This is a genomic window from Pseudomonas mohnii (assembly GCF_900105115.1).
GTDB classification, from domain to species: Bacteria; Pseudomonadota; Gammaproteobacteria; order Pseudomonadales; family Pseudomonadaceae; genus Aquipseudomonas; species Aquipseudomonas mohnii.
In genome coordinates, this window is sequence record NZ_FNRV01000001.1 from 1,681,833 (window position 1) to 1,704,224 (window position 22,392).

At 58.6% G+C, this 22,392-nt stretch carries 23 protein-coding genes; 7 read left to right on the top strand and 16 right to left on the bottom strand.

Going from position 1 to position 22,392, the window contains the following annotated elements; translation table 11 throughout:
- The first annotated feature begins 55 nt into the window (after positions 1 to 55).
- Entirely contained in the window at positions 56 to 1,369 is a 1,314-nt protein-coding gene (locus BLV61_RS07910) for a PQQ-dependent sugar dehydrogenase (protein WP_090464036.1), read from the top strand.
- Between the two features lie 119 nt (positions 1,370 to 1,488).
- Here the strand turns inward: BLV61_RS07910 and BLV61_RS07915 are convergent, their stop codons facing one another.
- The 6 genes from BLV61_RS07915 to BLV61_RS07940 all read right to left on the bottom strand — a co-directional run bounded on the left by BLV61_RS07915 (position 1,489) and on the right by BLV61_RS07940 (position 6,810).
- Positions 1,489 to 2,151 (bottom strand): O-methyltransferase, encoded by a 663-nt coding sequence (locus BLV61_RS07915; RefSeq protein WP_090464039.1) that lies wholly within the window; start codon positions 2,149 to 2,151, stop codon positions 1,489 to 1,491.
- Positions 2,152 to 2,169: 18 nt separating this feature from the next.
- On the bottom strand, positions 2,170 to 2,706 hold the full coding sequence (locus BLV61_RS07920; protein WP_090464043.1) for a C40 family peptidase: 537 nt from the start codon (positions 2,704 to 2,706) through the stop codon (positions 2,170 to 2,172).
- 164 nt (positions 2,707 to 2,870) lie between these two features.
- The gene (locus BLV61_RS07925) at positions 2,871 to 3,518 is read right to left on the bottom strand and encodes a C40 family peptidase (RefSeq protein ID WP_047531836.1); all 648 of its coding nucleotides are present in this window, start codon (positions 3,516 to 3,518) and stop codon (positions 2,871 to 2,873) included.
- A 227-nt stretch (positions 3,519 to 3,745) separates the two neighbouring features.
- Positions 3,746 to 4,450: a DnaA regulatory inactivator Hda gene (gene hda / locus BLV61_RS07930; RefSeq protein WP_007898944.1), complete on the bottom strand. Its 705-nt coding sequence runs from the start codon at positions 4,448 to 4,450 to the stop codon at positions 3,746 to 3,748.
- A gap of 197 nt (positions 4,451 to 4,647) precedes the next feature.
- On the bottom strand, positions 4,648 to 5,721 hold the full coding sequence (locus BLV61_RS07935) for an AI-2E family transporter (RefSeq protein ID WP_090464046.1): 1,074 nt from the start codon (positions 5,719 to 5,721) through the stop codon (positions 4,648 to 4,650).
- A 36-nt stretch (positions 5,722 to 5,757) separates the two neighbouring features.
- The gene (locus BLV61_RS07940; protein ID WP_090464049.1) at positions 5,758 to 6,810 is read right to left on the bottom strand and encodes a DUF2066 domain-containing protein; all 1,053 of its coding nucleotides are present in this window, start codon (positions 6,808 to 6,810) and stop codon (positions 5,758 to 5,760) included.
- A 383-nt stretch (positions 6,811 to 7,193) separates the two neighbouring features.
- On the opposite strand from BLV61_RS07940, the gene purM reads away from it, so the two are divergent.
- From purM to BLV61_RS07965, 5 genes are all read left to right on the top strand, one after another.
- Positions 7,194 to 8,252, top strand: coding sequence for a phosphoribosylformylglycinamidine cyclo-ligase (gene purM / locus BLV61_RS07945; protein WP_047531851.1), 1,059 nt, complete (start codon positions 7,194 to 7,196; stop codon positions 8,250 to 8,252).
- The gene (gene purN, locus BLV61_RS07950; RefSeq protein WP_047531854.1) at positions 8,252 to 8,902 is read left to right on the top strand and encodes a phosphoribosylglycinamide formyltransferase; all 651 of its coding nucleotides are present in this window, start codon (positions 8,252 to 8,254) and stop codon (positions 8,900 to 8,902) included. The genes purM and purN overlap by 1 nt, the downstream gene beginning before the upstream one ends.
- An 8-nt stretch (positions 8,903 to 8,910) precedes the next feature.
- On the top strand, positions 8,911 to 9,624 hold the full coding sequence (locus BLV61_RS07955) for a DUF3108 domain-containing protein (RefSeq protein ID WP_047531856.1): 714 nt from the start codon (positions 8,911 to 8,913) through the stop codon (positions 9,622 to 9,624).
- Positions 9,625 to 9,767: 143 nt separating this feature from the next.
- Positions 9,768 to 10,184: an OsmC family protein gene (locus tag BLV61_RS07960; protein WP_047531858.1), complete on the top strand. Its 417-nt coding sequence runs from the start codon at positions 9,768 to 9,770 to the stop codon at positions 10,182 to 10,184.
- 62 nt (positions 10,185 to 10,246) lie between these two features.
- Positions 10,247 to 11,107: a pirin family protein gene (locus tag BLV61_RS07965; protein WP_090464052.1), complete on the top strand. Its 861-nt coding sequence runs from the start codon at positions 10,247 to 10,249 to the stop codon at positions 11,105 to 11,107.
- A 156-nt stretch (positions 11,108 to 11,263) separates the two neighbouring features.
- Here BLV61_RS07965 and BLV61_RS07970 read toward each other — a convergent pair whose 3' ends face one another.
- The 4 genes from BLV61_RS07970 to BLV61_RS07985 form a co-directional block, all read right to left on the bottom strand.
- On the bottom strand, positions 11,264 to 11,992 hold the full coding sequence (locus tag BLV61_RS07970) for a dienelactone hydrolase family protein (RefSeq protein ID WP_090464056.1): 729 nt from the start codon (positions 11,990 to 11,992) through the stop codon (positions 11,264 to 11,266).
- 68 nt (positions 11,993 to 12,060) lie between these two features.
- Positions 12,061 to 13,965: a molecular chaperone HtpG gene (htpG, locus tag BLV61_RS07975; protein WP_047538965.1), complete on the bottom strand. Its 1,905-nt coding sequence runs from the start codon at positions 13,963 to 13,965 to the stop codon at positions 12,061 to 12,063.
- A gap of 80 nt (positions 13,966 to 14,045) precedes the next feature.
- Entirely contained in the window at positions 14,046 to 14,498 is a 453-nt protein-coding gene (locus BLV61_RS07980) for a PaaI family thioesterase (RefSeq protein WP_047531865.1), read from the bottom strand.
- A complete protein-coding gene (locus BLV61_RS07985) occupies positions 14,495 to 14,971 on the bottom strand; it encodes a PaaI family thioesterase (RefSeq protein WP_090469812.1) in 477 nt (158 codons plus the stop codon). The genes BLV61_RS07980 and BLV61_RS07985 overlap by 4 nt, the downstream gene beginning before the upstream one ends.
- Positions 14,972 to 15,131: 160 nt before the next feature.
- On the opposite strand from BLV61_RS07985, the gene BLV61_RS07990 reads away from it, so the two are divergent.
- Positions 15,132 to 15,368: a hypothetical protein gene (locus BLV61_RS07990; protein ID WP_047531867.1), complete on the top strand. Its 237-nt coding sequence runs from the start codon at positions 15,132 to 15,134 to the stop codon at positions 15,366 to 15,368.
- A gap of 73 nt (positions 15,369 to 15,441) precedes the next feature.
- Here the strand turns inward: BLV61_RS07990 and BLV61_RS07995 are convergent, their stop codons facing one another.
- The 6 genes from BLV61_RS07995 to lpdA form a co-directional block, all read right to left on the bottom strand.
- Complete coding sequence (locus BLV61_RS07995; protein ID WP_047531869.1) at positions 15,442 to 15,849, bottom strand: MAPEG family protein; 408 nt, start codon at positions 15,847 to 15,849, stop codon at positions 15,442 to 15,444.
- Positions 15,849 to 16,586 carry a DUF599 domain-containing protein gene (locus tag BLV61_RS08000; RefSeq protein ID WP_090464058.1) on the bottom strand — a complete coding sequence of 246 codons (738 nt, stop codon included), beginning with the start codon at positions 16,584 to 16,586 and terminating at the stop codon, positions 15,849 to 15,851. Before BLV61_RS08000 ends, BLV61_RS07995 begins: the two co-directional genes overlap by 1 nt.
- A 261-nt stretch (positions 16,587 to 16,847) precedes the next feature.
- Positions 16,848 to 18,161, bottom strand: a complete 1,314-nt coding sequence (brnQ, locus tag BLV61_RS08005; RefSeq protein WP_047531874.1) for a branched-chain amino acid transport system II carrier protein — start codon at positions 18,159 to 18,161, stop codon at positions 16,848 to 16,850.
- Between the two features lie 337 nt (positions 18,162 to 18,498).
- A complete protein-coding gene (sucD, locus tag BLV61_RS08010) occupies positions 18,499 to 19,380 on the bottom strand; it encodes a succinate--CoA ligase subunit alpha (protein ID WP_003223019.1) in 882 nt (293 codons plus the stop codon).
- A complete protein-coding gene (sucC, locus tag BLV61_RS08015) occupies positions 19,380 to 20,546 on the bottom strand; it encodes an ADP-forming succinate--CoA ligase subunit beta (RefSeq protein WP_003223015.1) in 1,167 nt (388 codons plus the stop codon). Before sucC ends, sucD begins: the two co-directional genes overlap by 1 nt.
- A 321-nt stretch (positions 20,547 to 20,867) precedes the next feature.
- Entirely contained in the window at positions 20,868 to 22,304 is a 1,437-nt protein-coding gene (gene lpdA / locus BLV61_RS08020) for a dihydrolipoyl dehydrogenase (RefSeq protein WP_047531878.1), read from the bottom strand.
- Positions 22,305 to 22,392: the final 88 nt, after the last annotated feature.

Consider the following 22,392-nt stretch of genomic DNA (forward strand, 5'->3'; position numbering starts at 1 on the left):
CGTGCAACGTAACTTCTCTACTGATCAGGTCACTGCATTCATAGGGAAGATCAGTATGCGCAAGCCCCAACTCGTACTCGCTATCGCGCTCGCCGGAGGACTCGCCGCTTGCGGTGAAACCTCCAGCCTGCAAGTCGCCGACGGCACCGGCCCGTCACCCAGGCTCCCAGAACCCAACAAGACGTTGATTCCGACGGTAAACATCGCCCCGGCGATCGGCTGGCCGGAGGGCGCCAAACCCGTCGCCGCTGCCGGCACCCAAGTAGCCGCGTTCGCCGAGAACCTCGACCACCCGCGCTGGCTCTATGTGCTGCCCAACGGCGACGTGCTGGTGGCCGAAACCAATGCACCGCCCAAACCCGATGACGGAACAGGCATACGCGGCTGGATCATGAAGAAAGTCATGGGGCGCGCCGGTGCGGGCGTGCCGAGCGCCAATCGCATCACCCTGCTGCGCGACCAGGACCACGACGGCATCGCGGAAACCCGCACGGTGTTTCTGGAAAACCTGAACTCCCCTTTCGGCATGGCGCTGGTCGGCAATGACCTGTACATCGCCGACACCGATCGATTGCTGCGTTTTCACTATGAAAACGGCGATACAGCGATCAAGTCGCAACCGATCAAAGTACTCGACCTGCCCGGCGGCACGCTGAATCACCATTGGACCAAAAACGTCATCGCCAGCAACGACGGCAGCAAGCTGTATGTCACGGTGGGCTCGAACAGCAACGTTGCCGAAAACGGCCTGGACAAGGAAGAAGGCCGCGCGGCGATCTGGGAAGTGGACCGCGCCACCGGCAACCACCGGATCTTTGCCTCGGGCTTGCGCAACCCCAATGGCCTGTCCTGGGAGCCGCAAAGCGGGGCACTGTGGACGGCGGTCAATGAGCGCGATGAAATCGGCAGCGATCTGGTGCCGGACTACATCACCTCAGTCAAGGACGGCGCGTTCTATGGCTGGCCATTCAGCTATTACGGCCAGCATGTCGACGTTCGCGTCGAGCCGCAAAACCCGGACATGGTGGCCAAGGCTATCGCGCCAGACTATGCGGTCGGCCCGCACACCGCTTCCCTGGGACTGACGTTCGCCGAAGGCAGCCGGTTGCCGGCGCCATTCACCCAGGGCGCCTTCGTTGGCCAGCACGGCTCATGGAACCGCAAGCCGCACAGCGGCTACAAAGTGATATTCGTGCCGTTCGACGCCGGCAAACCAAGCGGGCAGCCGGTGGATGTGCTCACGGGTTTTCTCAATGACCAAGAAAAAGCCATGGGCCGACCAGTGGGCGTGGTGATAGATCAGCAAGGCGCCTTGTTGGTGGCGGACGATGTAGGGAACAAGGTTTGGCGGGTTTCAGCAGTCAAATAAGTCACTGACCACTCTGTGGGAGCGAGCTTGCTCGCGATGGCGGTAGAACAGGCAACATCAATGCTGAATGTCACGGCCGCCTCGCGGGCAAGCCCGCTCCCACAAGGCATCCACAAGGATCACCGTTTGCGGCAGAGCGTGAGCCCATCGCCCAACGGCAACATCGACAGGTCCAAGCGCGAGTCATCCTTCAAGGCACGGTTAAGCGCCTGGATGGCTCGGGTGTCTGCGCTCAGCGGACGCTCTTCCAGTACCCGCCCGCTCCACAGCGTGTTATCGAACACCGCCAATCCACCCACCCGCAGCAGCCGCAGCGCGTGTTCAAGGTAGTTGGGATAATTGGCCTTGTCGGCGTCGATGAAGACCAGATCGAATTGCCCGCCCTGCCCTTGCCTCTCCAGTTCGGCGAGGGTTTCCAGCGCGGGCGCCAAACGCAGATCAATGCGCTCGGCCAGGCCGGCTTCCCGCCAGTAACGACGTGCGGTGGCATTGTAGTCGCCGGGAATATCGCAGCAGATCATCGAGCCGTCATCGGGCAGTGCCGCAGCCATGCACAGCGCGCTGTACCCCGTGAACGTTCCGATTTCCAGCAGACGTCGCGCGCCGGTCAGCTTCACCAGCAATGCAAGAAACTGCCCCTGCTCCGGCGCCACCTGCCAGCGCGCCATGGGCAACGCCTGGGTTTCGTCGCGCAAGCGCTTGAGCAGCGGGGTTTCGCGCAGGGACACATCAAGCAGGTAGTGATAGAGCGAGTCGTCAAGATTGAGCGTGCGAGCGGTCATGACAGCACCCTCTGGCTGTTACGGGTTGCGCGCCAGGTGTTCCGGTTGCAGAACGCGCTTGGCGCTCAGGTAGGCTTTCTGCCAATACGCCTTGGACAAGCTGTCGAGCTTCACCGTGCCACCGGTGGCAGGCGCGTGGACGAAGCGACCTTCGCCGACGTAGATGCCTGCATGGCTGACCTGCGAACCGCCATTGGTGGCGAAGAAGATCAGGTCACCTGTCTGCAGGCCTTCCTTGCCCACATTGGCCGCTTGCATGGAGATCATTTCGCGAGTGGTGCGCGGCAGCGAGATACCGGTGACATCACGGTACACGTAGCCGATCAGCCCGCTGCAATCGAACCCGGAATCCGGTGTATTGCCACCCCAGCGATACGGCGTACCCACCAGGCCCAACGCACGAAACAGTACGTCTTCCGCTTCAGGCGAAAAGGCTTGGGAGGAACCGAAAACGAGAGGAGTGTGAGCCACCGGCGCAGGCGGCGGTGTGCGGCTGGCGCAAGCGCTGAGCAGCGCTGCGAAAAGCATGATTGCGAGGCGGGCCGACGTCGACATAAGCAGAGCATCCTGATCTGGCTGCGGCGTTTTTCTGCTGGAGTGCAGAAAAGAAAACCGCCTGCGCGTTACGCAGGCGGTTTGCCATCATTCATAGACCAGATTCTAGCGCTTATGCGGCAAACTTCAAGTAAGACTTTAAGTTCGCCTTACAAAATGTCCGCTTAATTGCGTGCGGTCACGATCGGAGCCGCGTTTGGCGCCATCGCGAGCGCTCGCTTGGCTTCGATGAAGGTCTTGCTCCAGTAGCTGTCGCCCAGGCTATCAATCCGGACACCACCGCTTTTGCGGCTGCTGGAGTGGATGAACTGGTTGTCACCCAGGTAGATCCCGGCGTGACTGACACGACCGCGACGACCGTTGGTGGCGAAGAACAGCAGATCGCCAGGCTTCAGCTTGCTGCGAGACACCAGCGGCGCATCCACGTTGATCATTTCGCGAGTGGAGCGTGGCAGGTTCATGCCGGCTTGTTCACGGAACAGATAGCCGATAAACCCACTGCAATCGAAACCGGCTTCAGAAGTACCGCCGAAACGGTAACGGGTACCGATCAGGGACATGCCGCGTTCGAGGATGCTGTCAGCCAGCGCCGGAAGTTGATACGACTTGCCATCGGCGAAGTCAGCCAGCTCTTTTTCAGTGGCCTTCTCTTCCTGGTAAAAAGCGTCCTGGTAAAGAGCGGACGACTGTGCGGTAACAGAATTTTTAACCTGTTGCTGCTGCTCTTGCTGGGACACTGGAGAGTGAGCAGCGCAACCGAACAACAGGGTGACGAGTGCGAGAGGCACGAGGGGTGCGAAGCGCTTTAGCATGGGCACGACCGTGGCTGATAGTTGTAAAGAAGTCGAGACTATGCCCGCTATCATCCTCATTTGCAAATTCAATCGAACTTTTTGTGACTTATCGGTTTCTTGCCAACATCTAAGCGCTTAAGCCCATATTAAACACTTGCGTAGCCTGCAGCCCAGCAGGAAAGCGTATTTCCTGGCGCCTGAAATATGCCGAAAACCCCGCTGGCCTTGGCATTCCCGGCTTTTTTCTACCAGCCGAGCGTCTCTTTCAGGAAGGGAATAGTCAGCTTGCGCTGTGCTTGAAGAGAGGCCTGATCGAGCCGCTCGAGCAATTCGAAAAGCGCACTCATGCTGCGGGTTCCACGGGTCAAAATAAAGTGCCCGACCTCGTCGGTCAGATGCAGTCCTCGCCGCGATGCGCGAAGTTGCAGGGCTCGCAATTTGTCTTCGTCCGAAAGCGGACGCATCTGGAAGATCAGCGCCAGGGTCAGGCGGGATTTGAGGTCTGCCAGCTTCACCGGCAGCTCACGCGGGGAAGTCGATGCGGCAATCAACAGCCGTCGGCCACTGTCGCGCAGGCGATTGAACAGATGGAACAGCGCTTCTTCCCAGTCGGCCTTGCCGGCCACCGCTTGAAGATCATCCAGGCAGACCAGCTCGTACTGTTCAAGGTTGTCGAGAATTTCGATACCGCGGTCCAGCAATTCGGCCAACGGCAAATACACCGCCGGCTCGCCCAACTGCTCGAAGCGCAGGCAGGCCGCCTGCAACAGATGCGTACGCCCTACCCCGTCCTTGCCCCATAGGTAAATCAGGCTTTCGGTCCAGCCGGCGTCGGCTTCGCATAGACGCTCGACATAGCCGAGTGCAGCGGCATTGGCGCCTGGGTAGTAGTTGATAAAGGTGGCGTCATCACGCAGACGCACACCTAGGGGCAGCTGAATCGGTTTCATGCTGACTGAACAGTTCCAAAGGAACCGTTAGTGGCCTCTGTGTAAAGTTTGCGAAGTTTATACCCGTGACGCCGACCGCACAATGCGACAGACCACAAGCAAAATCAAAGGTTTGCGTTGGCGCCCTGATTTTATGACAGTTTCTTTGGCGGAGCCGGCGATAACCCGGCGAAGAGCCGGGCTACCCATGACAAGGCCTAGAGCTCAGGTTCATCAACACCCGAGTACATATCAGAATCCTTATACAAATCATGCACATGGCGCACCAGCACCATAATCACCGCCGCGACCGGCAGCGCCAGCAAAACGCCAGTAAACCCGAACAACTCACCACCGGCCAGAATGGCGAAAATCACCGCCACGGGGTGCAGGCCAATCCGGTCACCTACCAGCAATGGCGTCAGCACCATGCCTTCGAGCGCTTGCCCCACCATGAACACCGCAACGATGCCGGCCATGGGATACAGATCGCCACCAAACTGAAACAGGCCCGCGATCAATGCGGCGCCGATACCAATGACGAAGCCCATGTACGGCACGATGGCCGCCAGACCGGCAATCAGGCCGATCAACAGCCCCAACTCCAGCCCCACCAGCATCAGGCCCGCGGCATAGATCACACCCAACGCCACCATCACCAGCAACTGGCCACGGACAAACGCTCCCAGCACCTCATGACATTCACCGGCCAGCGACACCACGCGCTCTTCACGGTCGCGCGGCAGCAGGCTGCGGATCTTGGCCATCATCAGGTCCCAGTCCCGCAACAGGTAAAAACTCACGACCGGAATCAACACCAGGTTGGCCAGCCAGCCAATCACCGCCAGGCCGGAAGCCGTCGCCTGACTCAGTACCACGCCGACGATATCGGAGGTCTGGCCCATGTGCTCGCTGATCGCAGCCTTGAGTTTGTCGAATTTCCAGAAACCCTCTGACAACCCGAACTTCGATTGCGCCCACGGCAATGCAGTGTGCTGCAGCCAATCGAGCATCTGTGGCGCCAGCTCATACAACCGGAACAACTGCTTGGCGAGCATCGGCACCAGCACCAGCAGCAGCGCGGTGAAGATCAAGGTGAAGAGCGCGAACACCGCGACCACACCCAAGGTCCGGGACAACCCGGCCTTTTCCAGCCGATCCACCAATGGATCAAACAGATAGGCCAGCAGCAACGCCACCAGGAACGGCGTAAGGATCGGATGCAACAGCCAGACAAACGCGCAGAGCAGGACTACTCCACCCAACCAGAACCAACGCCGCGTATCGACCATGAACCACTCCATTGCTTCTATATAAAGAAAGATAATCTACCAGCGGAAATGCAATTGCGGCGTCGCAACCGGAGCGGGCGCTACAGCCGGGGTCGAACCGTCCGCTACGGGCTGGACAGGGAGTGCCGGGGTTGGCGCCGCCGCCACCTCCTGCAACTTCGCCAGTGACAACTGCGCCCGCAATTGATCGGTACTGCCATTGACCCGATACAGAATCCGGTCACCGTCGACACTTTGCGGACGCCCGCCAAAGGGTTCCAGTAAACGTCCGAGCGTCGCGTAGCGCTCAAGGTTCATGCCTTGCACTTCCAGCAACTGCTGCGTCGAAGCCCCCGGCCTGGCGACGAATCGCGGCGCCAGACGCTCATTGACCGCGAGCATCACTGCATCCGCCACGGCAGCCTGATCGGCCCCCTGCACACTGCCGGCTTCTTTTTGGTCACCCAGCCATAAATGCCATTTGGCCTGCCATTGACCGCCCTCTTCGCGGGCATGCACCGCCAGCACGGCGTCGGCGTTGTAACGTTCCGAGGCGGCGCGCAACGCAGCCGGATCGGAACTTTCCAGATTCGGCGCCGTGGCGACGACTTGCTCATTCAGGTCCGCAAGCGGCAGGCGCAACGGCAAACCACGGTGCTGCGCTGCCCGGCGCAACGGCGTCGCACTGGCCTGGCCATCGCCCACCAGGCTTGACCCCTCCGTGGAGTCATTCAACCACCAGCCGAGGATCGACGGCCGATTGGCGCCCCACATGGCCAACCCGGCGCGACGTAACGCCTGCTCGGTGGTTGTCGGGTCGAAATCGACCTTCAACACTTCCGGCGGCCCTGCGTCAAAGCCGTACTGACTGATGATTTGCTGCGGATCTTTGCGAATCGCCGCCAACCCCGGACTCTGCGCTGCCTTGGGGTCACCGGTCAGGCGCAATACCAGGGTGTCCAGCGCGCGCTGAGTCGCTTGATCACGCTCCTCCTGCGTCTGGCTGCTGACGGGCTCGCGTACTTGATAGAGGCCTTTGACGGTTTCGGCATGAGTGACCAGACTGGTCAGGGATAAACAGCCCACAAACAAGAATTTAGAAAAACGCATGGAAGATTCCTGGCGACAAGAGCGGCTGGAACAGACCGCATGAAGACGATCGAGCAAGGCTGTGACCATCGCCCGGCGCAAAATATTCACACGTCCCGAGTAAGTTTTCGCACTGTCATAACGATAGACGCTTAATGGCGGTACCTTGAGCAGGCGTGAAGGATGCCACCAAACGGAACAAATACGGTTTTTTTAGGCGGATATGCCCCTGCCGTCGGCCTGAGGATGGCCGCTGCCCTTCAAGCCTGATAAAATCGCGCGCCTTCGCAGACCGGCAACAGCCGGGCACCTTCGAATATCGCGTGAGGCAATCGCCCTCGTCGATTTCGGCGGCCCCGCTGGACCCGGTCGTTACCCCTGAATCCCCCCTAAAGGCCTGGATCATGAGCAAGCAACCCTCCCTGAGCTACAAGGACGCCGGTGTAGACATCGACGCCGGTGAAGCATTGGTCGAACGCATCAAGAGCGTCGCCAAGCGCACTGCGCGCCCGGAAGTCATGGGCGGCCTGGGCGGTTTTGGCGCCCTCTGCGAAATCCCGGCCGGCTACAGACAGCCTGTGCTGGTTTCCGGTACCGACGGCGTCGGCACCAAACTGCGCCTGGCGCTGAACCTGAACAAACACGACAGCATCGGCATCGACCTGGTTGCCATGTGCGTCAATGACCTGGTGGTCTGCGGCGCCGAACCGCTGTTCTTCCTCGACTACTACGCCACCGGCAAACTGAACGTCGACACCGCGGCCCAGGTCGTGACCGGCATCGGTGCTGGCTGCGAACTGTCCGGCTGCTCCCTGGTTGGCGGCGAAACCGCTGAAATGCCTGGCATGTACGAAGGCGAAGACTATGACCTGGCCGGTTTCTGCGTCGGCGTCGTGGAGAAATCCGAAATCATCGACGGCTCCAAAGTCGCAGCGGGCGATGCCCTGCTCGCCCTGCCGTCGTCCGGCCCGCACTCCAACGGTTATTCGCTGATCCGCAAGATCATCGAAGTGTCCGGTGCCGACATCGAAAACACCCAGCTCGACGGCAAGCCGCTGACCGACCTGCTGATGGCCCCGACCCGTATCTACGTCAAGCCGCTGCTCAAGCTGATCAAGGAAACCGGTGCCGTCAAAGCCATGGCCCACATCACCGGTGGCGGCCTGCTGGACAACATTCCACGCGTGCTGCCAAAAGGCGCCCAAGCAGTGGTTGACGTGGCAAGCTGGACCCGCCCTGCGGTGTTCGACTGGCTGCAAGAGAAAGGCAACGTCGACGAGAACGAAATGCACCGCGTCCTGAACTGCGGCGTAGGCATGGTCATCTGCGTGGCGCAAGAGCACGTGGACGCTGCCCTGAAGGTCCTGCGCGAAGCTGGCGAGCAACCTTGGGTCATCGGTCAGATCTCCACCGCTGCCGAAGGCGCGGCCCAGGTTGAACTGAAGAACCTCAAGGCTCACTGATGCCTAAGACCTGTGATGTGGTGGTGCTGCTGTCCGGCACCGGCAGTAACTTGCAGGCCTTGATCGACAGCACGCGGACCGGCGACAGCCCGGTCCGCATCGCTGCGGTGATCTCCAACCGCGCCGACGCCTACGGCCTGCAACGCGCCAGGGATGCGGGCATCGACACCCGCTTCCTGGATCACAAGGCTTTCGACGGCCGCGAGGCCTTCGATGCCGCTCTGATTGAACTGATCGACGCTTTCAATCCCAAACTCGTGGTCCTGGCCGGTTTCATGCGCATCCTCAGCGCTGACTTCGTTCGCCACTATCAGGGCCGCCTGCTCAATATCCATCCTTCGCTGCTGCCCAAATACAAAGGGTTACACACTCATCAGCGAGCGCTGGAAGCCGGGGACACCGAACACGGTTGCTCCGTGCACTTCGTCACCGAGGAACTCGATGGCGGACCACTGGTCGTACAGGCTGTAATACCGGTAGAGTTGCACGACTCGCCGCAGAGTCTGGCGCAGCGGGTCCACGTTCAGGAACACCTGATTTACCCGATGGCCGTCCGCTGGTTTGCAGAAGGCCGGTTATCGCTCGGCGAGCATGGTGCTTTACTGGATGGACAGTTACTCGCGGCCAGCGGCCACTTGATTCGAACCTAGGAGATTTTATGCGTCGTGCCCTGCTCTTCGCTTGCGCTCTGCTCGCCTTGCCCTTCGCGCAGGCTGCAGACCTTCAACCTTTCTCCGCCAGCTACACCGCCGACTGGAAGCAGTTGCCCATGAGCGGCACCGCCGAACGCAGCCTGACCAAGGAAGCCAATGGCGTCTGGAAACTCAGCTTCAAGGCTTCGATGATGATCGCCAGCCTGTCCGAAGAAAGCACGCTGACCGTCGACAAAGACACTCTGCTGCCGCAGTCCTACCACTTCGCACGCGGCGGTCTGGGCAAGGCCAAGAAAGCTGATCTGGACTTCGACTGGACGGCCAAGAAGGTCACCGGAACCGATCGGGGCGACGCGGTCAATATTCCGCTCAATCGCGGCATGGTCGACAAATCCACCTATCAACTGGCGCTGCAGCATGACGTGGCCGCCGGCAAAAAGAGCATGAGCTATCAGGTTGTCGATGATGGCGAAGTCGATACCTATGACTTCCGCGTGCTGGGCTCGGAAAAAGTCGACACCAAGGCTGGCCAGATCGATGCGATCAAGGTCGAGCGCGTGCGTGACCCGACTCAAAGCAAGCGCACCACCGTGCTGTGGTTCGCCAAGGACTGGGATTACCTGCTGGTCCGTCTGCAACAGGTCGAAACCGACGGCAAGGAGTACAACATCATGCTCCTGGACGGCAAGGTCAACGGCAAGACCGTCAAAGGCAGCTGAGCCGGATCAAGACAAAGAGCCCCGCAATCGCGGGGCTTTTTCATGCCGGAACAAAAAACCGGAACGCGTCGCCGCGCGCATGCTCTATACCTTCAAGGTCTTTTTTGATCGAATGACTTTTCCTGTCGCTTGCGAGGTTTCCCATGACTGTCACCGTCAACACCGTTTCCGCCGAAGGTTTGCGTCACAGCGTCCAGATCGACGACCATGAACTCTTTGCCGATGCGCCCACCACAGCCGGTGGCGAGGGTTCGGCGCCGGAGCCACACGACTACTTCGACGCCGCCCTCGGTGCCTGCAAGGCCCTGACACTGAAAATGTACGCGAAGAAAAAAGACATCCCGCTCACCGGTGTCGGCGTCGAGGTCAAGCGCGACAACAGCCAGGAGCAGAAAGGCAAGTACGCGCTGCACGTCAAACTGACCCTCAAGGGCGTGCTGACCGATGCCCAGCGCGAAGAACTGCATCGCGTGGCGGATCGTTGCCCGATCCACAAATTGATGACCACCAGCGACGTCAGCATCGAAACCCATTTGTCCGAAGGCGCTTTCAGCCAATAGCGGCAAGGGCTGCGCAAGCGGGTTATGCTCGAATGCATCACCCGCTCAGTCTGGAATGCACAATGAACACTCCGCTCGTGATCCGCCCCCGCGTCGAAGATGTCGAGGGCCAGCCGATTCTTCGCCCACTGCCGACCGCCAAATGCCGCAGCGTCGGACCCTTCGTATTTTTCGACCACATGCTGGAAACCCGCTACCCACCGGGCAAAGGCATGAACATCCGCCAACATCCACACATCGGCCTCTCCACCCTCACCTACCTGTTCCAGGGGCAGATCCAGCACAAGGACAGCCTCGGTTCCGATCAGGTCGTGGATACCGGTGATGTCAGCTGGATGACCGCTGGCAGCGCCATTGCCCATGTCGAGCGCACGCCAGAGGCGCTCAAGGAAAACGGATTTACGATGCACGGCCTGCAAATCTGGCTGGCCTCGCCCAAGGATCATGAGCAAGGCCCGGGACATTACAGCCATCACCCCGCCGCCACACTGCCGGTCAGCGAGAACCTGGGGGTGAAAATCCGCATGATTGCCGGGACGGGCTTCTGCCTGGAATCGCCGGTTCCCGTACTTTCTCCGACGCTCTATGCGGAGTTGACCCTGCAAACGGCGACGACGTTGCTGATTCCAACCGAACATGAAGAGCGCGCGCTGTATGTCTTGAGCGGCGAGGTACAACTGGACGGCGAACCTGTAGAGCCACACACATTAGTGGTGCTACCGGGCGGAGAGGAGATGACTTTGTTCGCTGACAGCGACAGTCATGCCGTTGTATTCGGTGGCGCACCGCTGGATGGTCCGCGACGAATCAACTGGAATTTTGTGACGAGCGATCCGGCGGCTATCGATGAAGCGCGCCGACGCTGGGCGGCCGGGGATTGGCCAACCGTACCGGGGGAAAGCGAGCGGATCGAATTGCCTTAGTTTTGTGTCGCTTGGCAGGTCGCCTTCGCTGGCAAGCCAGCTCCCACAGGGTTCGAGGTGAGTCACAAATGATGCGAACGCCATCTGTCCCTGTGGGAGCGGGCTTGCCCGCGAAGAGGCCGGCGCGGGCACTGCATTAGCCAGTGCCGGACAACATCAGCCCTTGAACACTTCATCCAGCAAGTTATGCATCGAGGTAAATGCCCGAGCAGCGACCTTGGCGTCGTACATCATCATGCCAGGCACATTCGCATGCGGATCGGTGAACGAATGGAACGCTCCGCCGTAGCTCAGCAGTTGCCAATCCACGCCAGCGGCATTCATTTCCTCTTCAAAAGCCGGCAGTTGCTCTTTCGGAACCAATGGATCGGAAGCGCCGTGCAGGACCAACACCTTACCCTTGATGTTTTTCGCATCGTTGACGTCCGGTGTATCCAGCGTGCCGTGGAACGAGACTGCCGCTTTCACCGGCGCACCGGTCCGGGCCAACTCCAGCGCACAGCAACCACCAAAGCAGAAACCGAACGTGGCCAGTTTCGAGGTATCGACGGCCACTTCGCCCTGGCTTTGCAGCTGCTCGAACGCCACTTTCATGCGCTTACGCAGTAATGGGCGGTCATTCTTCAACGGCATCATCGCCGCGCCCGCTTCATCGTTATTTTGTGGACGAACCGATTGGCCGTAGAGATCAGCGATCAGGACCACGTATCCCTTGGCCGCCACCGACTTGGCGATTTCCTCGGCGCCAGCGCTGACGCCCATCCAGTTCGGTGCCATCAACAAGCCCGGACGCGGGCCCTTATGGTCGGCATCAAAGGCCACACGGCTTTCGTAGGGCTGACCGTCAATCTGATAGGCAACGGAACGTACAGTGATTTGGCTCATTTCTGACTCCTGATTTTTTAAACACCAGAATGAAAAAACCCGCCGAAGCGGGTTTTTCTACAACGCTGTTAAGCCGACAGCTCAACCAATAGCTTGTTCAGACGACGCACATAGGCCGCCGGATCCTTCAAGCTGTCGCCGGCCGCCAGGGCCGCCTGATCGAAGAGGATGTGCGACAGGTCGCCGAAGCGTTCGTCGCTTTGCTCTTTATCGAGCTTCTCGATCAGCGGGTGAGCCGGGTTGAATTCGAAGATCGGCTTCGAATCCGGGACCTTCTGCCCACTGGCTTCCAGGATCTGACGCATTTGCAGGCCCAGGTCCTGCTCGCCGATGGCCAGAATCGCCGGGGAATCGGTCAGGCGATGGGAAACCCGAACTTCGGCGACGGATTCGCCCAGCGCGGTTTTCAGACGCTCAACCAGACCTTCTTTGGACTTGGCGACTTCTTCCGCGGCCTTCTTGTCCTCTTCCGAGTCTAGGTTGCCCAGGTCCAAGTCACCGCGTGCCACGTCAACAAAGCTCTTGCCGTCGAAATCGTTGAGGTAGCTCATCAGCCACTCGTCGATACGGTCGGTCAGCAGCAGCACTTCGATGCCTTTCTTGCGGAAGACTTCCAGGTGCGGGCTGTTTTTGACTTGCGCGTAGGTTTCGCCAGTCAGGTAGTAGATCTTGTCCTGACCTTCCTTGGCGCGCGCCAGGTAATCGGCCAGACCGACCACTTGTTCGCCGTCGTCACCGTTGGTCGACGCGAAACGCAGCAGGCCAGCGATTTTCTCTTTGTTGGCGAAGTCTTCCGCCGGGCCTTCTTTCATGACCTGGCCGAAGTTTTTCCAGAAACCTTTGTATTGCTCAGGCTCGTTTTTCGCCAGTTTTTCCAGCATGTCCAGAACGCGCTTGGTCAGCGCCGACTTCATGGAGTCGATGATCGGGTCTTTCTGCAGGATTTCCCGCGACACGTTCAGCGACAGATCGTTGGAGTCAACCACGCCCTTGATGAAACGCAGGTACAGCGGCAGGAACGACTCCGCCTGATCCATGACGAACACGCGCTGCACGTAAAGCTTCAAGCCTTTCGGCGCTTCACGCTGGTACAGGTCGAACGGAGCACGGGCCGGCACGTACAGCAGCGAGCTGTATTCCAGCTTGCCTTCAACCTTGTTGTGGCTCCAGCTCAGCGGGTTTTCGAAGTCGTGAGCGATGTGCTTGTAGAACTCCTGGTATTCCTCGTCCTTGACCTCGGTACGCGGACGGGTCCACAGGGCGCTGGCGCGGTTGACGGTTTCCCATTCGGCGGCCGGCTTCTCTTCGCCTTCGACGGCCGCCACTTCTTTCGGCAACTCGATCGGCAAGGCGATGTGGTCGGAATACTTCTTGATGATGTTGCGCAAGCGCCAGCCATCGGCGAACTCGTCTTCACCGGATTTCAGGTGCAGGACGATACGGGTACCGCGCTCGGCTTTATCGATGGTTGCAACTTCGAAGTCACCTTCGCCCTTGGACGACCAGTGCACGCCTTCGCTGGCGGCGCTGCCGGCACGACGGCTGAACACGTCAACTTTGTCGGCGACGATGAATGCAGAGTAAAAACCGACACCGAACTGACCGATCAGGTGCGAATCTTTCTTCTGGTCACCGGTCAGGTGCTTCATGAAATCGGCGGTGCCTGATTTGGCGATGGTGCCGAGGTGCGTGATCGCGTCCTCACGGCTCATACCGATGCCGTTGTCTTCGAGGGTGACGGTCTTGGCGTCCTTGTCGAAGCTCACACGGATTTTCAGCTCGGCGCCACCTTCCAGCAGTTCCGGCTTGGACAGCGCTTCGAAACGTAATTTGTCTACAGCGTCAGAGGCGTTCGAGATCAGTTCGCGAAGGAAAATTTCCTTGTTGGAATACAGCGAATGGATCATGAGGTGCAGCAGTTGCTTCACCTCGGTCTGGAAGCCCAGGGTTTCCTTTTGAGTTTCCACACTCATGGTCATCAAACTCCAATCAGATGGCTAAGCCGCGACCTTGAAGGCCGGCGGCGGGATGTCATCAGAGTTGGGGGCTGTGTTCAGGATTTCAAGGGCTCCTCGAGTTTGAAATGCGCCCGGGCCGTGGCGATGGGTTCCGCTTCCGTGCTTTGCCAGGCTGTAATCGCCACGTTGGCGACGCGGCGTCCCTGGCGACACACCTGGCATCGGGCCCAGGTATCGCGAAACTGCCCGGCACGCAGATAGTCGAGGGAGAAGTCGATAATCTTCGGTACGCCTGGCGAGCCGGTGGACACCAGCAGGTGCAACGCGGCGGCCAGCTCCATGAAACCGGCAATGACACCGCCATGAATAGCCGGCAATAAAGGGTTACCAATGTTGTCCTTGTTGGCCGGCAGACGAAATAGCAGTTCATCCCCCACCCGTGAGCATTCGACGCCGATCAGCGCGGCGTAGGGAATCCGCTGCAGCAATACGCCATAGTCGCCCCGCTCATGAGCCTGTTGCAGCTGCTGCTTGAATGAGTCAGTCATTTCGCACCTCCGGCGATCGCGCCACCCAAGCCTTTTGCGCCCTTGATGCCCTTGCCCATCCGCATGAAGGTGCCCACCACGTGGGCAATGGGTTGCTCGGGATCGTCCTGGTAGGCGAAGCCACGAGCAAAGATCACATCGGTGGTCACGCGGTAGCACTGGGCGAAACCGAAGACGTCTTTATTCGGCTCGGCGGCGTGCATGTAGTCGATGCGCAGGTCGAGGGTCGGGCAGACCTCGAACTCCGGCAGCACACAGAGGGTGGACATGCCGCAGGCGGTGTCCATCAGCGTGGTCAGCGCACCGCCATGGATGACGCCGGTTTGCGGATTTCCGACGATTTGCGGGCTATAGGGCAGCACCACCGTGAGCCCTTCGCTGCTGGCGCTGTGAACACGCAGCCCAAGGACCTGGCAATGGCGCAGTGCCGACAGAAATCGTGTGGCGCGCTCAAAAACGGGGTTTTCGGCCATTTGATAGAAACTCATATTTAAAAATTCGTGCAGTGAAGTAACGGTCCCGGCAAAAGTTCCGCATTAGAACAAACTTATATATCTGAACGATTTGAGGAACTTAACCTTGGTGGCTGTGCTCGAAAGACCAGTAGATATTTTCCATAAGGAGAAACACCCCATGCGTAAGACTTTAGCTATTGCCTTGATGTTGACCGCTTCCCTCGGTCTCGCTGCCTGCGATAAAAAATCCGAGGACAAAGCTCAAGATGCCAACAAACATGCTGAGCAAGCTCAGCAAGACATGAACAAAGCTCAGGATAAGGTGAACGACGCTGCGAAAGAAAACGCTGAAGCTGCCAAAGCTCAGGCTGAATCGAACGAAGCAGCGGCAAAAGAAGCCGCGCCTAAAAACTGAAACAGTTTTTAGCGTGATAAAAGAAAACCCGCCAAGCGCGGGTTTTCTTTCGCCTGCAGTTTTGTTTTCCACCTTAGTTCAAGAGTAAAACTGTTCTAAAAGTCGGACTAATCATCAACAACAACGAACAGATTAAACCCACCAGCCAAACCAGACTGCGCTGCCATGTCAGGTCCTTCCAGTAGCACAGCAAGTAGATAATTCGCGCGATCACGAAGATGATCGCCAACCAGTCAATGAGCCAGCCCGCCGTCTGCGTGGTATGCGCCATCAACACACCCACGGCAAACAATATGAACGCTTCGAAACTGTTCTGGTGCGCGGCCACTGCGCGGGCACCCAAGCCCGTAAGTTGCGCCTGCTGCTGGCGCGGCAGGTGGTTGTTGTAACCGCCCTGCTCTTTCATGGCTTTGGTCACGGGCATACGCGCCACGTAAATCAGCAACGCACTGATAAACACACACCAGAACGGAATACTCATCAAGCCGCCTCTTTGTTCACCTCAGGCAATGGTGCCTCTGTAGGGGTATAGACCATCACGTCGAGAACGTCGGAGTGAAATTCGCGGCGATACAAAACAAACACGACACCGGCACTCATCAACATGAACAACCAGGGACTGACGAACCACGCCAGCATGGTCATGCCGAAGTAATAGGAACGCAGACCAAAGTTGAACTGGTTGGCCGCCATGGAAATAACCCGGGCTGCCCGGGACGCGAAGGCTTTTCGCTCCTGCTCGGACACATGGCGTTCGCCAACCATGGGTGCTGAACCCACCAGAACGGCCGCGAAGTTGTACTGGCGCATGCACCAGCTAAACGTGAAGAACGCGTAGACGAACACCAGCGCCAGGCACAGCAACTTGATTTCCGACATCCCCTGGGAAGCCTGTTGCACCATCGGGATATCCGCCAGCAGCGACACCGCTCTTTCCGACGCGCCGAGCACCGTGAGAATACCGGCCAGGATAATCAGCGTGCTGGAGGCGAAGAACGATGCATTGCGCTCCAGGTTTCCAATCACGCTGGCATCGGCGATGCGGTTGTCACGCAGCAACATGCGACGCATCCAGTCTTCACGATACAGGTGCAGCACGCTGGCCAGGCACGCGGTGTCGCGGCCCTTCCATGTCGCGTAACGGGTGTAGCCACCCCAGCAGATAACGAACCAAAGCGCAGCGAGGATATGGATCAGGTTGGCGTGGATGAACGACATGCAGGTCCTTGTGATGTAGTAACGGGTGATCGAAAACCTGTGGAAGCGAACTTGCTCGCGATGGCGGAATTACATTCAAAATTCTTGTGCCTGGCCGGCCACAATCGCGAGCAAGCTCGCTCACACAGGGGTTCTGCAATGCTTCGACGTTGGTTCAGGGGAAAAGACACTGCCTGATGCCCATAAAAAATGCCCCGTATCGATTGATACGGGGCATTTCCGTTTCTGCTCGCCGGCCCGCTTGTGGCGGACCCACGAAGCTTAAGCCAGCGCTTCGGCGCGCTTGCCCAGCAGGCGGTCGCAGACCACAGCAACCACCAGAGTCATGAACGATGGCACCAGCCACGCCAGACCTTGTTCGCTCAGCGGCAGGTGAGCCAATTGGGCAGGCATCCAGTCCGCAAGACCCGCGCCCTTGAGGGCGTCGATCAGACCGAAGATGAACGACACCAGCATCACCGGGCCGACGATGCGGCCTTGCTCATGCCAGAAGTCCTTGCAGAAGCTCAGTGCGACCAAGGCGATGCATGGCGGGTAAATCGCGGTGAGTACCGGGATGGAGAACGCAATCAGCTTGGTGAGGCCCAGATTGGACACCAACAGGGAAAACGCAGCCAGGAGGATCACCAGCGTCTTGTAGGACAGTGGCAGTACACGACTGAAATATTCGGCGCAGGCGCAGGTCAGGCCAACCGCGGTCACCAGGCACGCCAGAGAAATCAGTACCGCCAGGAAACCGCTGCCGAGGGAGCCAAAGGTGTGTTGTACGTAGGCATGCAGTACCGCCGCACCGTTAGTCGCACCAGCCGCCACTTCATGGCTGCCCGAACCCAGGCGGAACAGGCTGACATAAACCAGTGCCAGGCCCACGCCGGCAATCAAGCCGGCGATGATCGCATATCGGGTGATCAGCGCTGGCGACTCGACACCGCGGGAGCGGATAGCGTTGACGATAACGATGCCGAACACCAGGGCGCCCAGGGTATCCATGGTCAGGTAACCATTGATGAAACCTTGGGAGAATGGCGCTGCAACGTATTCAGGTGTTGCATGGCCGATGTCTCCGGCGGGAAGGCTGAATGCTGCGATGCCCAGCACAGCCAGGGCAAAGATCTTCAACGGTGCGAGGAAGCGTCCAACCGTGTCCAGCAAGCGGCCCGGGTACAGGGAAATGAAGAACACCAGCAGGAAGTAGACCGAGCTATACAGGAAAAGCGCCAGAGGGCTTTCGCCGGTCAAAGGCGCCAGGCCCACTTCGAACGATACGGTCGCGGTACGTGGCGTCGCGAACAGCGGACCAACGGCCAGATAGCACGCAGCCGCCAACAGTCCACCAGCGACTTTACCGATCGGACTGCTCAATGTATCCATTGCACCACCAACCTTGGCCAGTGCGACAACGGTGATCACCGGCAGACCAACGGCGGTGATCAGGAAACCCAGCGCCGCCATCCAGACATTAGGCCCGGACTGCAAACCGACGATAGGCGGGAAGATGATGTTGCCAGCCCCGACAAACAGGGCAAACGTCATAAAACCAAGTGCCAGGATGTCCTGGCCTTTCAACACTTTCATTAAGGAAATACCACACTACTGAATCGGAATTTAGAGAGGGATTTCCCTATGGGTGAGGGAAATGCTGTCGGTCTGTATGAGACTGACCCGTTTAGCGCGTCGCTGCCTTGTGGGCCGCAGACGCAAAAATGGCGCGTATCCTAACGAATTTGAGCGTCAAGCGCACTGTTAAGGGGCGAACTATCCGATACGCGACACTACCTTGTCGTGTTTACGTATCTAAATTTCATGAGCTCCCTCGCCACAAAACAGCCTCAAGCGTTTCAAAAGAACCAGAAACGACAAAGGCCACCCGAAGGTGGCCTTTGTTTGGTAAAGCGTCAGCTAAGCGCGAAGCTTACTTGACTGCCCAACCAGTCAGCTCGGCCAGGGCCTTGCCGATGTCTGCCAGCGAACGCACGGTTTTAACGCCTGCGTCTTGCAGAGCAGCGAATTTCTCGTCTGCAGTGCCTTTGCCGCCAGAGATGATTGCGCCAGCATGGCCCATGCGCTTGCCCGGAGGAGCAGTCACACCAGCGATGTAGGAAACAACCGGCTTGGTCACGTGTGCCTTGATGTAGGCAGCCGCTTCTTCTTCAGCCGAACCGCCGATCTCACCGATCATCACGATCGCTTCGGTCTTCGGGTCTTCCTGGAACAGCTTCAGGATGTCGATGAAGTTCGAACCCGGGATCGGGTCACCACCGATGCCGACGCAAGTCGACTGGCCGAAACCGGCGTCAGTCGTTTGCTTCACAGCTTCGTAGGTCAGGGTGCCGGAACGGGAAACGATACCGACCTTGCCTGGCAAGTGAATGTGACCAGGCATGATGCCGATCTTGCATTCGCCTGGAGTGATCACGCCTGGGCAGTTAGGGCCGATCAGGGTAACACCCAGTTCGTCGCACTTAACTTTAGCGTCCAGCATGTCCAGGGTAGGAATGCCTTCGGTGATGCACACGATCAGCTTGATACCGCCGAAAGCAGCTTCCAGGATCGAGTCCTTGCAGAAAGGAGCCGGAACGTAGATCACGCTGGCGGTGGCGCCAGTGGCTGCTACAGCGTCTTTCACGGTGTTGAACACTGGCAGACCCAGGTGCTCGGTGCCGCCTTTGCCAGGAGTTACACCACCAACCATCTTGGTGCCGTACTCGATGGCTTGCTGGGTGTGGAAACTACCTTGCGAACCGGTAATACCCTGGCAGATAACTTTGGTGTCTTTATTGATCAGGACGCTCATTATTTGCCCTCCGCAGCTTTGACAACTTGTTGAGCAGCGTCGGTCAGGCTGGTAGCAGCGATGATGTTCAAACCGCTTTCTGCCAGTACTTTAGCGCCCAGCTCAGCGTTGTTGCCTTCAAGGCGAACAACAACCGGGATTTTCACGCCGACTTCTTTCACTGCACCGATGATGCCTTCGGCAATCATGTCGCAACGAACGATGCCGCCGAAGATGTTAACCAGTACTGCAGCGACGTTGGTGTCGGACAGGATGATCTTGAATGCTTCGGTCACGCGCTCTTTGGTAGCACCACCACCTACGTCGAGGAAGTTGGCTGGCTTGCCGCCGTGCAGGTTGACGATGTCCATGGTACCCATGGCCAGGCCGGCACCGTTGACCATGCAACCGATGTTGCCTTCCAGTGCTACGTAGTTCAGTTCGAACTTGGCAGCGTGCGCTTCGCGCGGATCGTCTTGCGACGGATCGTGGAAAGTCTTCAGCTTAGGCTGACGGTACATGGCGTTGGCGTCGATGTTGATCTTGGCGTCCAGGCAGTGCAGATCGCCGTCAGCCTTGATCACCAGCGGGTTCACTTCCAGCAGGGCCAGATCGTGATCCTGGAACAGTTTGGCCAGACCTACGAAGATCTTGGCGAACTGGGCAACTTGCTTGCCTTCCAGACCCAACTGGAATGCCAGCTCGCGACCCTGGAACGGCTGAGCGCCAACCAGTGGATCGATAGTGGCTTTCAGAATTTTTTCTGGAGTGTCGTGAGCGATTTTCTCGATGTCCACGCCACCTTCGGTGGAAGCCATGAACACGATGCGACGGCTCGAACGGTCAACGACAGCGCCCAGGTACAGCTCTTTAGCGATATCAGTGCACGATTCAACCAGGATCTTGGTGACTGGCTGACCATTGGCGTCAGTCTGGTAGGTCACCAGACGCTTGCCCAGCCACTGCTGTGCGAAGGCTTTGGCGTCTTCTTTGTTGCGAACCAGCTTGACGCCGCCCGCTTTACCGCGACCACCGGCGTGAACCTGGGCTTTGACAACCCACTCGCTGCCGCCGATTTTATCGCAAGCTTCTGCTGCTGCTTCCGGGGTGTCTACCGCGTAACCGGTGGATACTGGCAGGCCGTACTCAGCGAACAGCTGCTTACCCTGATACTCGTGAAGATTCATGCTTATTACCGTCTTCGTTAGGTACTGCGCATTCGGTGCTGCACTTATTGAAGTGCCGCACCACCTGTGACTGCTGCTTGCGTAGCTGAGCTACGCAAGACTGCGTCCGGCGGACATTCCGCGGTGAGTCTTGCATGCAAGGCTCACGACGGGCCGCAACCGCCGTGGTTTCTTATTGTCTTTTCAGACATTTGAAAACTGCTGCGCTAGGAAATACTGCGTTAAAAACAGGCTCGGAATGCTCATTGACTGACGTCAACTCCGCTTCCTCACCTGTTTTTGCCTTGTCTTTCCTTCGCTCGCTACGTTTTCAAATTGCCTTCAACGCTTCTTGCGGTTGGCGATGTGGATGGCGCCGCCATTCACTGCCAGAGCTGCTTCGTGCAAGGCTTCAGACAGGGTCGGATGGGAGAAAACCATCATGCCCAGGTCTTCAGCGCTGGTGCCGAATTCCATACCGATTGCGCCCTGTTGAACCAGTTCTGCAGCACTCGGGCCAATCACGTGGACGCCCAATACGCGGTCGGTCTTGGCATCTGCGATGACCTTGACGAAACCACCGGTATCGTTGGCAGCCATGGCACGGCCAGAGGCTGCGAACGGGAAGGTGCCGACGTTAACTTCAACGCCTTCAGCTTTCAAGGCCTGCTCGGTTTTACCCACCCATGCAATTTCCGGGTGAGTATAAATAACCGAAGGGATCAGGTCATAGTTCATCTGGGCTTTGTGGCCCTTGATGCGCTCGACAACCATGATGCCCTCTTCCGAGGCCTTGTGAGCCAGCATCATGCCACGAACCACGTCGCCGATGGCGTAGACGCCCGGTACGGTGGTCGCGCAGTGATCATCAACGTGCACGAAACCGCGCTCGTCGAGGGTCACGCCGCAGTCGGCGGCCAGCAGATCAGTGGTCACTGGACGGCGACCAACGGCTACGATCAGCTTGTCGAACGTGATGTTCTGTTCGCCGTTGGCATCGGTGTAGTTCACAACGACTTCGTCGCCGTTCACTTTGGAACCGGTAACGCGCGCGCCCAGCTTGATGTCCAGACCTTGTTTGGTCAGGGTTTTCAGCGCTTCCTTGGAAACAGCGGTATCCGCTGCCATAAGGAAAGTGTCCAGTGCTTCAAGGACAGTCACTTGCGCGCCCAGACGCGACCAGACCGAACCCAGCTCCAGACCGATCACGCCAGCGCCGATCACGCCCAGACGCTTGGGTACGGATTGGAATTCCAGGGCACCGGTGGAATCGACGATCACATTCTGGTCGACCGGAGCCGGCGGAATGTCGATCGGACGCGAGCCAGGAGCCAGGATCACGTTTTCGGCTTCGATGACTTCAACCGAACCGTCAGGCTTGGTGACTTCGACTTTCTTGCCGGCCAGCAGCTTGCCGTGACCCTGGATGGAGGTCACACCGTTGGCTTTGAACAGGGTCGCAACGCCGGAGGTCAGGCCTTTGACGATGTTGGCCTTGCGGCCGACCATCGCTGGCACGTCCATGGTCACGCCAGCGTGATTGATGCCGTGGATCGCGAAACCGTCTTGCGCTTCGTGGAACTTCCAGGAGCTGTCCAGCAGCGCCTTGGATGGAATGCAGCCGACGTTCAGGCAAGTACCGCCGAGGGCCAGTTTGCCTTCCTTGTCGGTGTACTTCTCGATGCAGGCAGTGCTGAGGCCCAGCTGAGCGGCCTTGATGGCAGCCACGTAGCCGCCAGGGCCCGCACCGATCACTACTACGTCAAATTTCTGCGACATTCAAAAAATCCTCTTTAGCGAAAAGCTTGAAGCCGCGAGCTGCAAGCCAAACTGCCTTTACCGGCAGCTTGAAACTTGCAGCTCGCGA

What these genes read in the sequence shown, in the direction of transcription:
- BLV61_RS07910 (WP_090464036.1), top strand. Translation starts at nt 56, where the DNA reads ATGCGCAAGCCCCAACTCGTACTCGCTATCGCGCTCGCCGGAGGACTC.
- BLV61_RS07915 (WP_090464039.1), bottom strand. Translation starts at nt 2,151, where the DNA reads ATGACCGCTCGCACGCTCAATCTTGACGACTCGCTCTATCACTACCTG.
- BLV61_RS07920 (WP_090464043.1), bottom strand. Translation starts at nt 2,706, where the DNA reads ATGTCGACGTCGGCCCGCCTCGCAATCATGCTTTTCGCAGCGCTGCTC.
- BLV61_RS07925 (WP_047531836.1), bottom strand. Translation starts at nt 3,518, where the DNA reads ATGCTAAAGCGCTTCGCACCCCTCGTGCCTCTCGCACTCGTCACCCTG.
- hda (WP_007898944.1), bottom strand. Translation starts at nt 4,450, where the DNA reads ATGAAACCGATTCAGCTGCCCCTAGGTGTGCGTCTGCGTGATGACGCC.
- BLV61_RS07935 (WP_090464046.1), bottom strand. Translation starts at nt 5,721, where the DNA reads ATGGTCGATACGCGGCGTTGGTTCTGGTTGGGTGGAGTAGTCCTGCTC.
- BLV61_RS07940 (WP_090464049.1), bottom strand. Translation starts at nt 6,810, where the DNA reads ATGCGTTTTTCTAAATTCTTGTTTGTGGGCTGTTTATCCCTGACCAGT.
- purM (WP_047531851.1), top strand. Translation starts at nt 7,194, where the DNA reads ATGAGCAAGCAACCCTCCCTGAGCTACAAGGACGCCGGTGTAGACATC.
- purN (WP_047531854.1), top strand. Translation starts at nt 8,252, where the DNA reads ATGCCTAAGACCTGTGATGTGGTGGTGCTGCTGTCCGGCACCGGCAGT.
- BLV61_RS07955 (WP_047531856.1), top strand. Translation starts at nt 8,911, where the DNA reads ATGCGTCGTGCCCTGCTCTTCGCTTGCGCTCTGCTCGCCTTGCCCTTC.
- BLV61_RS07960 (WP_047531858.1), top strand. Translation starts at nt 9,768, where the DNA reads ATGACTGTCACCGTCAACACCGTTTCCGCCGAAGGTTTGCGTCACAGC.
- BLV61_RS07965 (WP_090464052.1), top strand. Translation starts at nt 10,247, where the DNA reads ATGAACACTCCGCTCGTGATCCGCCCCCGCGTCGAAGATGTCGAGGGC.
- BLV61_RS07970 (WP_090464056.1), bottom strand. Translation starts at nt 11,992, where the DNA reads ATGAGCCAAATCACTGTACGTTCCGTTGCCTATCAGATTGACGGTCAG.
- htpG (WP_047538965.1), bottom strand. Translation starts at nt 13,965, where the DNA reads ATGAGTGTGGAAACTCAAAAGGAAACCCTGGGCTTCCAGACCGAGGTG.
- BLV61_RS07980 (WP_047531865.1), bottom strand. Translation starts at nt 14,498, where the DNA reads ATGACTGACTCATTCAAGCAGCAGCTGCAACAGGCTCATGAGCGGGGC.
- BLV61_RS07985 (WP_090469812.1), bottom strand. Translation starts at nt 14,971, where the DNA reads ATGGCCGAAAACCCCGTTTTTGAGCGCGCCACACGATTTCTGTCGGCA.
- BLV61_RS07990 (WP_047531867.1), top strand. Translation starts at nt 15,132, where the DNA reads ATGCGTAAGACTTTAGCTATTGCCTTGATGTTGACCGCTTCCCTCGGT.
- BLV61_RS07995 (WP_047531869.1), bottom strand. Translation starts at nt 15,849, where the DNA reads ATGAGTATTCCGTTCTGGTGTGTGTTTATCAGTGCGTTGCTGATTTAC.
- BLV61_RS08000 (WP_090464058.1), bottom strand. Translation starts at nt 16,586, where the DNA reads ATGTCGTTCATCCACGCCAACCTGATCCATATCCTCGCTGCGCTTTGG.
- brnQ (WP_047531874.1), bottom strand. Translation starts at nt 18,161, where the DNA reads ATGAAAGTGTTGAAAGGCCAGGACATCCTGGCACTTGGTTTTATGACG.
- sucD (WP_003223019.1), bottom strand. Translation starts at nt 19,380, where the DNA reads ATGAGCGTCCTGATCAATAAAGACACCAAAGTTATCTGCCAGGGTATT.
- sucC (WP_003223015.1), bottom strand. Translation starts at nt 20,546, where the DNA reads ATGAATCTTCACGAGTATCAGGGTAAGCAGCTGTTCGCTGAGTACGGC.
- lpdA (WP_047531878.1), bottom strand. Translation starts at nt 22,304, where the DNA reads ATGTCGCAGAAATTTGACGTAGTAGTGATCGGTGCGGGCCCTGGCGGC.